Consider the following 13,301-nt stretch of genomic DNA (forward strand, 5'->3'; position numbering starts at 1 on the left):
CCCGGTCGATCAAGCGATCGACCGGGGGATCCCGTGATGTGAAAGGCTCAGAGGCGGGAGATCTCGTCCACCAGGTCGTCCAGGCCGAGGGGGCCCTGCGAGAGCGCCGCCATGTGCCAGGCCTTCGCGTCGAACGCCTCGCCGTGCGCGGCCCGCGCGTTGGCCCGGCCGAGCAGCCAGGCGCGTTCGCCCAGCTTGTAGCCGATCGCCTGGCCCGGCATCGACAGGTAGCGGGTCATCTCGCTCTCCACGAACGACGGCGGGCGGCTGCTGTGCAGCTGGAAGAACTCCTGGGCGAGGTCCGGCGTCCACCGCTCGCCCGGGTGGAAGGGCGACTCCGCGGGGATCTCCAGGCCGAGGTGCATGCCGATGTCCACGATCACCCGGCACGCGCGCATCATCTGACCGTCCAGGTAGCCGAGGCGCCGCTCCGCGTCGGGCAGGAAGCCCAGTTCGTCCATCAGGCGCTCGGCGTACAGCGCCCAGCCCTCCGAGTTCGCGCTGACCTTCCCGATGGTCGCCTGGTAGCGGGAGAGCCGGTCGGCGACGTGCGCCCACTGCGCGATCTGCAGGTGGTGGCCGGGCACGCCCTCGTGGTACCAGGTCGACACCAGGTCGTAGACCGGGAAGCGGGTCGTGCCGTCCACGGGCAGCCAGGTGCGGCCCGGGCGCGAGAAGTCCTCGGACGGACCGGTGTAGTACGGGGCGGCGGCGCCGCCCGGCGGCGCGATCCGGGACTCCACCCGCCGCACCCGCTCGGCGAGTTCGAAGTGGCGGCCGTCGAGCGCCTCGATGGCCTGGTCCATCAGCTCCTGGAGCCAGACCCGGACCTCCTCCACGCCCTCGATGTGCGTGCCGTGCTCGTCGAGGTGGGCGAGCGCCTCCCAGGGGCCCGCGCCCGGCAGGATCCGCTCGGCCTCGGTCCGCATCTCGCCGAGGAGCCGGTGGTACTCGCTCCAGCCGTACGCGTACGCCTGGTCGAGGTCCAGGTCGGTGCCGTTGAAGAAACGGGTCCAGCGCTGGTAGCGCTCGCGGCCCACCGTGTCCGGCGCGTCGGCGACGGCCGGCGCGTACACGTCCCGCATCCAGTCCCGCAGCGCCCCGACGGCGGCGGTGGCGCCCTTCGCGGCCGTCGCGAGCTCGGCCCTCAGCCCCCCGGGGAGCGTGTCGGGGCCGGCGGCGGCGAACTCCTCGAACCAGCCCGGCCTCCCGTTCTCCCCGCCCGCCCACTCGGTGAGCTGCTCGACGAACGTGGCGGTGGGGCGCGGCCCGCCGAAGAGCTTGCGCTCCAGGCCCAGCGCGAGGGAGGCGCGGTAGCCGTCGAGCGCGGCCGGTACCGCGCGCAGCCGGGCGGCGACCGCCTCCCAGTCCTCCTCGGTCTCCGTCGGCATGACGGTGAAGACGATGCGGACGCTGTGCGCGGGCGAGCGCATGTTGCTGACCGTCCGGAGGTTCTCCTCGGCCTCGTGCATGGCCAGTTCCGCCGTCAGCCGCTCCCGCAGCAGCCGGGCGCAGCGCCGCTCGGCGTCGCTGTCCGCGCCGGGTGCCCGCTCGGCCTCGTCGAGCCGGGCGAGCGTGCGGCGGGCGAGGTCGGCCACCGCCCGCTGGCCGGCGGGCGAGAAGTCCGGCAGCAGTCCGGCGCTCTCCTTGACTCCCAGGTACGTACCGGTGATCGGGTCGAGGGCGATGAGTGCGTCGACGTGGGCGTCGGCGACCTGGCGGGGCAGCGCGCTGCTGGAAGTGTCTGGCATGGGGGTCATCCTGACGCTTCCGGCGGGCCCGCGTCACCCTCGTCAGGCCTCAGTCGGCTGACAAGGAAGGGCCGGGGGAGGGCGGCAGCAGAGGGCCGCACTCCCACTGCTGGAAGATCAGCCGGGTCTCGACGCGGGCCACCTCGCGGCGCGAGGTGAACTCGTCGAGGACGAGACGTTGCAGGTCGGCGGGGTCCGCCACGGCCACGTGGACGAGGTAGTCGTCGGGGCCGGTGAGGTGGAACAGCGCCCGGGACTCGGGGAGGGCCCGGATCCGGTCGACGAACGGACCGATCAGTTCGCGCCGGTGGGGGCGGACCTGGACGAGAAGCAGCGCTTCGAGTCCACGCCCGAGTTTGGCCGGATCCAGTCGTAGCTGGTGTCCGAGGATCACCCCGGTGCGACGCAGCCGTGCCACCCGGTCGAGGCAGGTGGAGGGTGCGACTCCGACCTCTGCGGCGAGTTCGCGGTAGGTGCTCCGGGCGTCGTTCTGCAGGAGGCGAAGAATGTGCAGATCGACCGCGTCCAGTACGACAGAATCGGCCATCTGGCGAACGTAACACGGTGATGTCACGCTACTTTCCGGTATCCGTTCACAGTGCCGCCATGGACGCCATGGATCACGGCCTCTCGGCCATCCCGAGGGCCCTTGCCACCGAAGCCGTGCACGCCGGCCGCGAAGACCTCGCCGGACTCGGACTGCACGCCCCGCCGATCGACCTGTCCACCACCTACCCCTCGTACGACGCGCGGGCCGAGGCCGCCCGGATCGACGAGTTCGCCACGACCGGCGCCCGGCTCGACGGCCCGCCCGTCTACGCCCGGCTCGACAACCCGACCGTCGCCCGCTTCGAGGAGGCCCTCGCCCGCCTGGAGGGCGCCGAGGCCGCCGTCGCCTTCGCCAGCGGCATGGCCGCCGTCACCGCCGTCCTCCTCGCCCGGGCGAGCCAGGGGCTGCGGCACGTCGTCGCGGTCCGCCCGCTGTACGGCTGCAGCGACCACCTCCTCGACGCCGGACTGCTCGGCACCGAGGTGACCTGGACCGACCCGGCGGGCATCGCCGACGCGATCCGGCCCGACACCGGTCTCGTCATGGTCGAGTCGCCCGCCAACCCGACGCTCGCCGAGGCCGACATCCGGGCCATCGCCCACTCCTGCGGCTCCGTCCCGCTGCTCGTCGACAACACCTTCGCCACACCGGTGCTCCAGCGCCCCGTCGAGCAGGGCGCGCGCATCGTGCTGCACAGCGCCACCAAGTACCTGGGCGGCCACGGTGACGTCATGGGCGGAGTCGTCGCCTGCGACGAGGAGTTCGCCCGTACCCTCCGTCAGGTCCGGTTCGCCACCGGCGGGGTGCTCCATCCCCTCGCCGGATACCTGCTGCTGAGGGGTCTCTCCACCCTTCCGGTACGGGTCAGGGCGGCGTCCTCGACGGCCGCGGAGCTGGTCCGGCGGCTCGTCGTCGACCCCCGCGTCGCCCGCGTCCACTACCCGCGGATCGGCGGCGCGATGATCGCCTTCGAGGTGTACGGGGAGCCGCACGACGTGATCGCCGGCGTACGGCTCATCACCCCGGCCGTCAGCCTCGGCAGCGTCGACACCCTCATCCAGCACCCGGCCTCCATCAGCCACCGGATCGTGGCCGAGGGAGACCGGCGCTCCGCGGGCGTCAGCGACCGGCTGCTGCGGATGTCGGTCGGCCTCGAGGACGTCGAGGACCTGTGGCGCGACCTGACCCAGGCGCTCAGCGCTCCGCCGACCGGGTCCCCTCGCGCGGCTGCTCCTGCCGTGCCAGGGCGGTCGGTCGCGGCGCCGGGGACAGCCGGGCGGTGATCACCAGGGTGCCCTCCTCGATCTGGTAGTCGAGGGGGAGGTTCAGCGCCCGCATTGCGGCCACCATCCCCGTGTTGGAGGACTGCGTCACGGCGTACACGCTGCCGCAGCCGGTCTCCTCGGCCATCGCCACCAGCCGGCCGAGGAGCTCGGAGCCGATGCCGCGCCGCTGCCAGTCGTCCTCGACGAGGAGGGCGACCTCCGTCTCGTCGCCGTCCCACAGCAGGTGGCCGAGGGCGACGAGGCGGCCGGAGGCCGTCTGCACGGCGAGGGTGCGGCCGAAGCGGGGGCTGAGCAGGTGGTCGAGGTAGCGGTCGGCGTCGCCGACGGGGCCGTGGTAGCGCAGGCCCAGGGTGCGGGCCGAGCAGCGGTCGTGCATGGCGCGCGCGGCGGGCAGGTCGCGCTGGTCGGCGCGGCGGACCGTGATCTCGTTGCCCTCCGGCAGGGTCAGCACGTCCTGGCTGCGTGGGACGCGGGGGCCGAGCCGGGCGTCGAGCTCGACCAGGGCGCGGGCCCGGGCGAACTCGGTCGGGGTGAAGGGCAGATGGGGTCGCTCGACGATGAGGGTGCCGCCGTGCGGGTCGCGCAGCCGCATCACCGTCTCCTCCAGGACGCCCTCGACCGGGGCCCGTTCGCCGGTGGGGCGGCCGGTCAGCGAGACCGCCGGCACGGAGTGGAGGGTGCAGCGGCCGAGGAGCTGCCGCAGCGCGAGCGGGAGTTCGGCCGCGTCGAGCGCGGTACGGGTGGCCAGGCCCAGGACCCGGGTGGGGGTGTCCACCAGGTCGTGGGCGTCGGCCCGCTCGGTCCAGGTGTCGCGGCCGCCGGCCGCCGCCGTCTCGCGGGCGAGGGTCCGCGCGGAGAGGCCGGCGGGGGCGCGCAGCAGGAACTCGTCGACCGTGCCGTCGGCGAGCGGATGGGTCTGGAGGGTGAGGATGTCCACGCCCAGGCGGGCGAGGACCGTGCACAGCGCGGCGAGGCTGCCCGGCGTGTCCGCGACGGTGGTCCGCATCCGCCACAGCGCCGTCTCGGCCGGTGCCGCGGACTCCCCCTCCGTCTCCCGCTCGTTCGCCGGGGATCCGTCCGGGGGCGGGAATCCGCTCGTGGTCGGGGATCCGCTCGGGGCCGGCACGTCCGTGGTGGGGCGCCCGCCGGTGTGACCGGCGGGCGGGGCATGGTCGGCATGACTGCGCCTGCGCGCCCACCAGGTGTGGAACGCGGCGGTGGCGACCAGCGTGATCGCGGAGAAGACCAGGAGGTAGGGGCCGTCGGGGCCCTTGACGATGGTCTTGGCGATCGTGTCGGCCACCACCACGGCGGTGAACAGGGCGGCGAGCTCGATCAGGTCGTGCCGCCAGTGGTGCGGATGGCGGGCGCTCTTCGAAGACGTCACATCGGTCATGACCTCACTGTGGCCCAACGGTGTTGCGTGATCGCGAACGCTTTGTGACTGACGGGTTAAGTGCCGATCTGTTGACTTAAGGGTCGATTCAGACCGTTTCTGTCGGAGGCTGATCGGCCCCCTGGCGGAGTGCGCTCAGCAACCGCCCGGCCTGCACCACCAGCTGCGAGGAACCCCGCCCCGAGGCGAGCGCGTCGAGCCCGGCGACCTCCCCGCGGGCCCCGCACCGCTCCACGCAGTCGGCGGCCACCGCGAGGACCTCGCCGAACCCCCGCACCGGCCGCGCCGGGGCGAGCACCTCCGGCAGCATCGCCTCCAGCACCGTCCAGACCGTCCGGTACGCACCCGTGGCGGCCGCCGTCCGGGCCGCGTCCGCGAGCCGGTTCGGCTTCACCGAGCCCTCCGCCACCAGCCACGCCAGCTCCGCGCCGAGCCGCCGGGCGTTCAGCTCGCCCCGCGCCGCCAGAACGAGCACGCCGTCCACCGCGCGCAGCCGGTCGTCCGCGTCCACACGGCCGAGCCCGAACGCCAGGGCCAGCAGCACCGCACGGCCGACCGGCCCGTCGGCCTCGACCAGCGCGGTCAGCGGTTCGGCCGCGCCGCGCGCGTCCCCCTCGACGCGGTGCGCGAGGGTCGGCAGGAGACAGGCCGCGAGCAGCTCACGGTCCGCCGGAAGCACCGTGGCCCACTCCGCCCGGCCCTCCACCCGGTGCGGACATCGGCGAGGGGCCGCCTCCGGAGCGCCGCCGAGCCACTGGAAGGCGGGCGGGAACTCCGCCCGGACCGCCGGGTGCTCGCCGAGGTCGACCACGAGCCGGTCGCTCGGCCACCACCTCTGCGGCGCCCCGTCCTCGTCCCGGGGGAGGAACCGCACGGTCGCCCCCACGATCCCTTCCCCGCGCAGCCGGGCGGCGAGCCGCCGGCCGGCCGGGGTGCCGAGCGCCGCCGCCTCCTCGGCCGCCCGCCCGGCCGACGGATCGGCCCGCGCCACCCGGACCAGGGCCTGGGCGAGATCGGTGGGAGCGGGCTCGACCCCGGCGTCCCGGTACTCCCGCAGCCGCTCCACCAGGACCCGCGGCTCGATCGCCCCCGTGCTCCAGGTCGGCGTGGCGAGGAGGAACGGCAGCGCGTCCGTGCCGACGAGGCCGGCGGCCTCCCACAGCCGGGCGTCGAGGACCCCCGACAGGGCTTGGTGGAGACAGGAGTCCTGATCGGGGCCCTGGGCCCGGCGGGTGGCGACGAGCGCCGGGTCCAGCAGCCCGAGCACCCCCGCGAGCACCACGTGGATCCCCTGGGTCCCGTGCGTGAAGCAGTGGGCCCCCTGCTCCCACGGAGGCCGGGGGAAGGCCTCCCGCACCGCCTCCGCCACGGCCGCCCGGTCCCGGTGCGCATGCCGCACCAGACCGTCGAGCGCCCGCTCGAACGCCGCGGGCCCCTCCGCGAGCCGCCCCGCCACCAGCTGGGCCACCAGCTCCTCGACCGTCGTCGCCGGGGGCGCGAGCCGCTGGGCCTCCGGCACCGGCGGCAGGATCTCCTCGTACGGAAGTGCCGTCCCCCGCCCCAGGTCCGCGCCGAACAGCTCCCCGGCGGCCTGCCGGTGCATCGGGCTCAGCAGCCCGGCGGCCTCCGCGAGCTCGCGCCGCACCTCGGCGTCCACGGCCGGCAGATGACGACCGACCAGCTTGAGGGCCCGCTCCTGCACACCGGTGTCCTCGCTCCCGAAGGCCTCCGTCACGGCGGGCAGCAGCTCCCCGGCCGCACCCGACTCCTCGGCCAGCACCTTGCCGACCAACGCCAACTGGGCCCGCACCAGCTTCTTCTCGGTGCGGAAGAGGACCCCGGCCGTCATCTCGGCCAGCGCCCCGACCGGCAGCGTCCCCGCCGAGGCGAGCTCCGTCAGCACGTCCTGCGCGTACCCGGCGACGAGCGAGGGCGCGTCGGACGCGATCCCGATCCAGTCCGGGATCCGCTCCCGCAGCTCCCGCGCGTCCGGTGCGAGCAGCCGCACCATCTCCAGCGGGAGGCGCAGGTCACGGGCGGGGCCGCCGTGCAGCAGCCGGGACACGCACACGTCCAGGACCCGGGCCCGGTCCAGGACCCCTTCCCCGACGAGCGTCCGCAGGGCCGTGGGCCAGTGCCGCCGCGGCCGACGGCCGAGGGCGCAGGCCAACCGCTCGGGGGGCTCGGCCATCGCGAGGGCGTGGGCCACCAGGACCGGCGTCTGCGGATCCTCCCGGAGCCGCTCCACGAGCCGGTCGTCGGTGAGGTGCCGGGTCCAGGCGGTGACGTAGCCGTCGGTGGGCGGGACCGTGTACCCGGAGCGGACCACGAGCCCGTGGAGCAGCGGGTAGCTGTTCTCCGCCACCGCCCGGCGCCTGGCCAGACGCCCCGCCAGGTCCGCCGCCCACTCCGGGGCCCGGTCGCCGAGCGCCGCGAGGGCGAGGGCGCCGTCCTCCTCCCGGACCAGCAGGTCGCGCGCGCCGAGCCAGCTCGCGGCCACCGCGGTCGTCGCGGACGCCGGGAGGCAGCCGGCGCCCGCCACGTACAGCGCGCTGCGGACGCGGTCCGGCAGGTGCGGGGGCGTCGCCCGCTTTCCGGCGCCCACCTCCGCGCGCAGCGCCCTGAGCCGGGTGAGCGCGGCCTTGCGCGCGGAGGCGTCCAGCGACTCCAGGAGCCCCGGCACCGCGGCGGCCCGCCCCTCGCGCACGGCGGCGAGCAGCTCCTCGGCACCGCCCTCGCCCTTCGCGCCGCCGGTGCCGCCGCGCAGCCCGCCGGAGCCCGTGGGCTCCGGGCCGGCGGGCTCCGGGACAGACGGGCGGAGGCGGGTGAGCGTCTGTACGGATCGCGTCATGGATACGACGGTAGGACCCCGCACTGACAATCACCCGGGACGGACCTCCACACGCCCCTGACCTGCGGTTACTGCCCGACCTGACCCGGCTGCAGCACCTTGCTGAACAGCACCGTGCCGCCCTCGGCCCGCAGCCGCACGGTCAGCTCCCCGCTGTGGCCGTCGATGTCGACCTCGCCGAAGTACTGCGGGCTCTCCATCGGCGACAGGTTCCCCCGCTCCGGCGCCCGCACGAACACCCGCTCCGGGCCGAAGGTGGCGTCCAGGGCGCTCGCCGGGAACGCGCCCGCCGCCAGCGGCCCGGACACGAACTCCCAGAAGGGGGCGAAGTCCTGGAAGGCCGCCCGCTCCGGCGCGTAGTGCTGCGCCGAGGTGTGGTGGACGTCCGCCGTCAGCCACACCGTGCCGGTGATCCGCCGGTGCTTCACGAACCGCAGCAGCTCCGCGATCTGGAGCTCCCGGCCCAGCGGGGCGCCCGGGTCGCCCTGGGCGACCGCCTCGAAGTTCGCCGCGCCGTCCGGGACGACCAGTCCGATCGGCATGTCCGCCGCGAGCACCTTCCACACCGCCCGGGACGCGGCCAGCTCCCGCTTGAGCCACGCCAGCTGCTCGGCGCCGAGGATGCCGGTGGTGTCGTCGGCCTGCCGGCCGGGCGAGTTGGCGTTCCGGTACGAGCGCATGTCGAGCACGAACAGGTCGAGCAGCGGCCCGTACCGCACCACCCGGTGCATCCGCCGCTCGCGCCCCTCCCCGCGCGCGTGGAGCGTGGAGACCGGGAAGTACTCGCCGAAGGCCCGCGAGGCCCGGGCCGCGAGGACGTCCACGTCCTTCTCCGTGTAGCGGGGATCGTCCAGGATCTGTCCCGGGTACCAGTTGTTCCGCACCTCGTGGTCGTCCCACTGCACCACCGACGGCACCTGCGCGTTGAAGGCCCGGACGTTGTGGTCGAGGAGGTTGTAGCGGAAGTTGCCCCGGTACTCGTCGAGGGTCTCGGCGACCTTCGACTTCTCCGGCGTCGTGACGTTCCGCCAGATCCGCCCGTCCGGCAGGGTCACGCTCGGCTGGATGACGCCGTCGGCGTAGATCGTGTCGCCGCTGCACAGGAAGAAGTCCGGGTCGAGCCGGCGCATCTCCTCGTACGCGCGGAAGCCCCCGATGTCCGGGTTGATGCCCCAGCCCTGCCCCGCGATGTCCCCGGACCACAGGAAGCGGACCCCGTCCCGGCGCCGGTCCGGGGCCGTGCGGAAGGTGCCGAGGACCGGCTCGCCCGTCCGGCGCGGATCGTCCGGGTCGACGAGGGTGACCCGGTAGTGGATCTGCTCGCCGGCCGGCAGGCCGCGCAGCGCGGTCGTGCCGGTGAAGTCCGTGTCCGTGCCGACCAGCGGTCCGACGTGGCGGCGCGCGTGCCGGAAGGACTCGGTCGCCGACGTCTCCACGAGCATCCGCGCCGGCCGGTCCGACCGCACCCACACCAGACCGGAGGAGGCCGTGACGTCACCCGCCTGCACACCCCACCCGGCCCGGGGCCGGCCCGAGAGCGCGAACGCGGGGGCGGCGAGCCCGGTGCCGCCGAGGGTCAGCGCCGCCGATGCGGCCAACGAGCCGCGCAGGAGACTGCGCCGGGCGGGGGAGGGGGAAGAGCCGGGCAGGGGAAGGGACATGAAAGGGCCTCCGGGGTCGGTCGTTCCGGTCGCGGACGGCGCGCCGTGTCCGTACCCGCCGGGCGCGCCGCCCCATGCCTAACGGCCGGGTGCGGCGGCCACGCGAACCCCGCGTGAACAGATCACCCTCCCGGCGGCTGCGGGGCTCGGAGCCGACCGCCGCCCCGCCCCTCCGCCACCAGCCCGATCCCGGTGTCGATGGCCGAAGGAGCCAGGTGCGCGTACCCGATGACGAGCCGTACGTCCCCGTCGGCCGGCCGGGCGGTGCCGTACTCCTCCAGGGTCCGCAGGGCCACCCCCGCCTCCGCCGCCCGCGCGAGGAACCGCTCCGGGGGCCCGAACCGGGCCGGTACGCGCGCGATGACGTGGAGACCGGCCGCGATGCCGCTCACCCGGGTGCCCGGAAGGTGCCGGGCGAGGGCGGCGAGCAGCGCGTCGCGCCGTTCCCGGTAGGCGCGTTGGCAGCGGCGCAGCTGACGGTCGTACCCGCCGCGCCGCACGAACTCCGCGAGGACGGCCTGGTCGAGTACGGGATTGCCGAGGTCCATCGTCCGCTTGCGTTCGACGATCTCGTCGAGCAGGGCCTCCGGGACGAGCATCCAGCCGAGCCGCAGCCCCGGGGCCAGCGACTTGCTGACCGAGCCCGCGTAGGCGACCCGCTCGGGGTCGAGCCCCTGGAGCGCGCCGACGGGGGCGCGGTCGTAGCGGAAGTCGCCGTCGTAGTCGTCCTCCAGGACGTATCCGTCCACGGCGCGCGCCCAGTCGAGGAGCGCGGCCCGGCGCTCGGCCGACCAGCTGATGCCGGACGGGAACTGGTGCGAGGGCGTCACGACGACCGCCCGCACCCCGGAGTCGGCGAGCGGTCCGGGGCGCAGCCCCTCCTCGTCCAGCGGCAGCCACACCGTCTCCAGGCCGGTCGAGGCGAACAGGCGCCCGTGCTCCGGGCTGCCGGGATCCTCGATCCCGACCCGGCGCAGCCCACGCGCGCGCAGGACGAAACCGAGCAGGGTCGACGCCTGCGCCACGCCCGAACAGACCACGAGCCGCTCCGGATCGGCCACCACCCCCCGTCGGCGCGCCAGCAGCGCGGCGAGTGCCTCGCGCAGCTCGGGGAGGCCGCGCGGATCCGGGTAGCCGAGTGCCGGGTGGGGGAGCCGCGTGAGCACGGACCGCTGCGCCGCCGCCCACGCGCTCCTGGGGAACAGCGACAGGTCGGGGGTCCCCGGGCGGAAGTCCACCCGGACCCCGGGCGCCCCGGCGGCCGGGTCACGGGCCCCGGGCACGGCCGCTCGGGCCGCACCGCCCACCCAGGTCCCCGCGCCCCGGTCGCTCCGCAGGTACCCCTCGGCCGTCAGCTGCTCGTACGCCTCGGTGACGAGGCCCCGCGAGACGCCGAGGTCGGCCGCGAGCGCGCGGGTCGACGGCAGCCGCGTCCCGGCCGTGAGCCGGCCCGAGCGCACCGCCTCCCGCAAGGCCTCCTGCAGCGCCCGCCCCCGCCGTCGCGCCGGAGCGCCGACGGCCGGCAGAAGCAGCTCCCAGGCGGCCTGCCCCTGGCTTCTCATGTCACGTGGCCCTTCTCGCCGTCCCCGCCCGGGAGTTCACCGGTCCGCCCCGGGCGTGTCCCATGATGCCGGGACCGCCGGGAGTCAGTGGCGCACGTCCAGGGAGAGGTGCGCGGACAGCGCGCGCAGGAAGTCGGGCGCGTCGAACATCTCGCCGGCCGAGGCGACGCCGGTCGTCCGGGTCCGGCCGGTGAGGATCCGGTGGACCGCCTCCACCGCGAGAGGCGCGCTGACGGCGTAGATGTCCCGGCCGGTGGCGACGGCCCGGCGCTCCGTGCCCCCGGAGCGGACGAGGACGTCGACGAGGAAGGTCTGCGCGGACCGGCCGCGCTCGTCGACGGCGGCCGGTGCGGACGCGTCCGGCGCCGACAGGTCCCGGGCCGCGTCGACCGCCATGTAGGTGCGCACCTCGGGCACCGCCAGGTGGCTGGGGACGGTCACGACGTCGGCCATGGTGAATCCGCCGATGACGGGCCGGGGGCCCATGGGGGCGGGGAAGGACCACTCCAGGACGGGGAGCGGCTCGTCGTGGTACTCCAGCCGGCCCCCGGTGTGGCGGACGTGCCGGCCGCCGCGCCGCTCGCGGGAGACCCTGCCCGCCGCGAGGGTGCCCGCCGTGGGGTGCCAGCTGCTCAGTCCGTACGCGACGTGCACCTCGTCGGCCGCCGTCCAGTCGCCCATGGCCGTGGTGGCCAGCAGGTCGCCGAGGCCGCCGTAGAAGGCCATCGCGGGGACGATCGCGGTTCCCGCGGCGCGGGCCCGGTCGGCGAAGCGCGCGAAGGTGTCGGCGTTGGCCTCGATCTCGGCCGCCACGTCCACGTACGGGATCCCGGCGCGCAGCGCTGCCTCGACCACCGGGGCGCCGGTCACGGCGAACGGTCCGGCGCAGTTGACGACGGCCGCCGCGCCGGCCAGCGCGCGGTCGAGCGAGGCCGGGTCGTCCACCGACGCCGGGCGGACGCCGAGCCCGCCGTGGGGCGCGGCGAGCGCCCGCAGCCTGTCGGCGTCGCGCCCGGAGAGCACCGGGACGAAGCCCCGCTCCAGCAGCTCCGCCACCACGAAGCGCCCGGTGTGACCGTAGGCGCCGAACACCGCGACCGTCCGACCCGATTCCATGACTTCTCCCGCCGTTCCCGGTTATCGAATGTTCAACTACCTCCATCCTGGCGGCCGGTGCGGTCGACCGCGAGTGTCTGGAACGCCATGCCCCGTACAATTACGGACATGGGTACGCTCGCGCTCGCCGTCACCGACGGCATGCTGCACTTCGAACTCTCCCTCGCCCACGAGGTGTTCGGCTCCGCCCCGGACGCCGTCGCCGTCCCCTGGTACGACCTGACCGTCTGCGGGCCGGGCCCCGTCTCCGTCGAGCGGTTCCGCCTGGAACCCGACGCCGGACTCGACCGGCTCCCGTACGCGGACACGGTGATCGTCCCCGGCTGGGCCGACGTCGACCGGGAACCGCCCGCCGACCTGCTCGACGCGGTGCGCGCGGCCCACGAGGCGGGCGCGCGCGTGGCCTCCCTGTGCACGGGCGCCTTCGTCCTCGCCGCCGCCGGCCTCCTCGACGGACGCCGCGCCACCACGCACTGGGCGCACACCGGGGCCCTGGCCGGGCGGTACCCGCGCGTGGAGGTCGATCCGGACGTGCTCTACGTGGACGAGGGCACGGTGCTCACCTCCGCGGGCAAGGCCGCCGCGATGGACCTCTGCCTGCACCTCGTCCGCCTCGACCACGGCTCGGCGATCGCCAACACGGTCGCCCGCCGCCTGGTCGTGCCCCCGCACCGGGACGGCGGACAGGCCCAGTTCGTCACCGCGCCGGTGCCCGCCCGACAGGACCACCCGCTCACCGAGCTGCTGCCCTGGGCGGTCGAACGGCTCGGCGAACCGCTGACCGTGGAGGACCTGGCACGCCGGGCGCGCATGAGCTCGCGCCACCTGGGCCGCCACTTCCGGGCCGTGACCGGCACCACCCCGCTGCAATGGCTGCTCACCCAGCGGATCCGCCGCGCCCAGGAGCTCCTCGAAGCCACCGACGACAGCGTCGACGCCATCGCGGAGGCCACCGGCATGGGCACCGCCACCACGCTCCGCCGCCACTTCAACCGCACCGTCGGCGTGCCCCCGGACACCTACCGCCGCACCTTCCGCTCCCGGACCGGCCACGTCGGGCGCGCCGGAAGTGGTCCCCGATGACGTGACGGAAGTGGACCTCAACCCGGGCCGCGCGGCTCCCTAGCG

General features: G+C 75.2%; 9 protein-coding genes. 2 read left to right on the top strand and 7 right to left on the bottom strand.

The genetic code is table 11. The annotated features are described in order from the left end of the window. Positions 1-47: 47 nt before the first annotated feature. Positions 48-1,751 carry a DUF885 domain-containing protein gene (locus tag ACIGW4_RS06065; protein WP_185094903.1) on the bottom strand — a complete coding sequence of 568 codons (1,704 nt, stop codon included), beginning with the start codon at positions 1,749-1,751 and terminating at the stop codon, positions 48-50. Between the two features lie 49 nt (positions 1,752-1,800). After that, the gene (locus ACIGW4_RS06070) at positions 1,801-2,298 is read right to left on the bottom strand and encodes an Lrp/AsnC family transcriptional regulator (RefSeq protein WP_030686247.1); all 498 of its coding nucleotides are present in this window, start codon (positions 2,296-2,298) and stop codon (positions 1,801-1,803) included. Positions 2,299-2,357: 59 nt separating this feature from the next. Here ACIGW4_RS06070 and ACIGW4_RS06075 point away from each other — a divergent pair, with 59 nt between their 5' ends. Next, on the top strand, positions 2,358-3,584 hold the full coding sequence (locus ACIGW4_RS06075) for a trans-sulfuration enzyme family protein (RefSeq protein ID WP_399578774.1): 1,227 nt from the start codon (positions 2,358-2,360) through the stop codon (positions 3,582-3,584). On the opposite strand, the gene ACIGW4_RS06080 is transcribed toward ACIGW4_RS06075, so the two are convergent. The 5 genes from ACIGW4_RS06080 to ACIGW4_RS06100 all read right to left on the bottom strand — a co-directional run bounded on the left by ACIGW4_RS06080 (position 3,496) and on the right by ACIGW4_RS06100 (position 12,173). Further along, a complete protein-coding gene (locus ACIGW4_RS06080) occupies positions 3,496-4,983 on the bottom strand; it encodes a GNAT family N-acetyltransferase (protein WP_398711022.1) in 1,488 nt (495 codons plus the stop codon). The two genes, ACIGW4_RS06075 and ACIGW4_RS06080, sit on opposite strands and share 89 nt — an antisense overlap. A gap of 88 nt (positions 4,984-5,071) precedes the next feature. After that, a complete protein-coding gene (locus ACIGW4_RS06085) occupies positions 5,072-7,834 on the bottom strand; it encodes a DUF6493 family protein (RefSeq protein WP_399578777.1) in 2,763 nt (920 codons plus the stop codon). A gap of 68 nt (positions 7,835-7,902) precedes the next feature. After that, on the bottom strand, positions 7,903-9,495 hold the full coding sequence (locus ACIGW4_RS06090) for an alkaline phosphatase D family protein (RefSeq protein ID WP_399578779.1): 1,593 nt from the start codon (positions 9,493-9,495) through the stop codon (positions 7,903-7,905). Between the two features lie 122 nt (positions 9,496-9,617). Next, positions 9,618-11,057 carry a PLP-dependent aminotransferase family protein gene (locus ACIGW4_RS06095; protein ID WP_399578781.1) on the bottom strand — a complete coding sequence of 480 codons (1,440 nt, stop codon included), beginning with the start codon at positions 11,055-11,057 and terminating at the stop codon, positions 9,618-9,620. Between the two features lie 84 nt (positions 11,058-11,141). Further along, positions 11,142-12,173 (bottom strand): saccharopine dehydrogenase family protein, encoded by a 1,032-nt coding sequence (locus ACIGW4_RS06100; RefSeq protein WP_399578783.1) that lies wholly within the window; start codon positions 12,171-12,173, stop codon positions 11,142-11,144. Positions 12,174-12,281: 108 nt separating this feature from the next. Between ACIGW4_RS06100 and ACIGW4_RS06105 the strand changes: the two genes are divergently transcribed. Beyond that, on the top strand, positions 12,282-13,256 hold the full coding sequence (locus ACIGW4_RS06105; protein ID WP_398711017.1) for a helix-turn-helix domain-containing protein: 975 nt from the start codon (positions 12,282-12,284) through the stop codon (positions 13,254-13,256). The last annotated feature ends 45 nt before the right edge of the window (positions 13,257-13,301 follow it).

Origin of the sequence: Streptomyces sp. NPDC053513, from assembly GCF_044544765.1 — a bacterium.
Classification (GTDB): Bacteria; Actinomycetota; Actinomycetes; order Streptomycetales; family Streptomycetaceae; genus Streptomyces; species Streptomyces litmocidini.

Bases quoted from the DNA above. Each gene is read 5' to 3' on its own strand.
- ACIGW4_RS06065 (WP_185094903.1), bottom strand. From the start codon at position 1,751: ATGCCAGACACTTCCAGCAGCGCGCTGCCCCGCCAGGTCGCCGACGCC.
- ACIGW4_RS06070 (WP_030686247.1), bottom strand. From the start codon at position 2,298: ATGGCCGATTCTGTCGTACTGGACGCGGTCGATCTGCACATTCTTCGC.
- ACIGW4_RS06075 (WP_399578774.1), top strand. From the start codon at position 2,358: ATGGACGCCATGGATCACGGCCTCTCGGCCATCCCGAGGGCCCTTGCC.
- ACIGW4_RS06080 (WP_398711022.1), bottom strand. From the start codon at position 4,983: ATGACCGATGTGACGTCTTCGAAGAGCGCCCGCCATCCGCACCACTGG.
- ACIGW4_RS06085 (WP_399578777.1), bottom strand. From the start codon at position 7,834: ATGACGCGATCCGTACAGACGCTCACCCGCCTCCGCCCGTCTGTCCCG.
- ACIGW4_RS06090 (WP_399578779.1), bottom strand. From the start codon at position 9,495: ATGTCCCTTCCCCTGCCCGGCTCTTCCCCCTCCCCCGCCCGGCGCAGT.
- ACIGW4_RS06095 (WP_399578781.1), bottom strand. From the start codon at position 11,057: ATGAGAAGCCAGGGGCAGGCCGCCTGGGAGCTGCTTCTGCCGGCCGTC.
- ACIGW4_RS06100 (WP_399578783.1), bottom strand. From the start codon at position 12,173: ATGGAATCGGGTCGGACGGTCGCGGTGTTCGGCGCCTACGGTCACACC.
- ACIGW4_RS06105 (WP_398711017.1), top strand. From the start codon at position 12,282: ATGGGTACGCTCGCGCTCGCCGTCACCGACGGCATGCTGCACTTCGAA.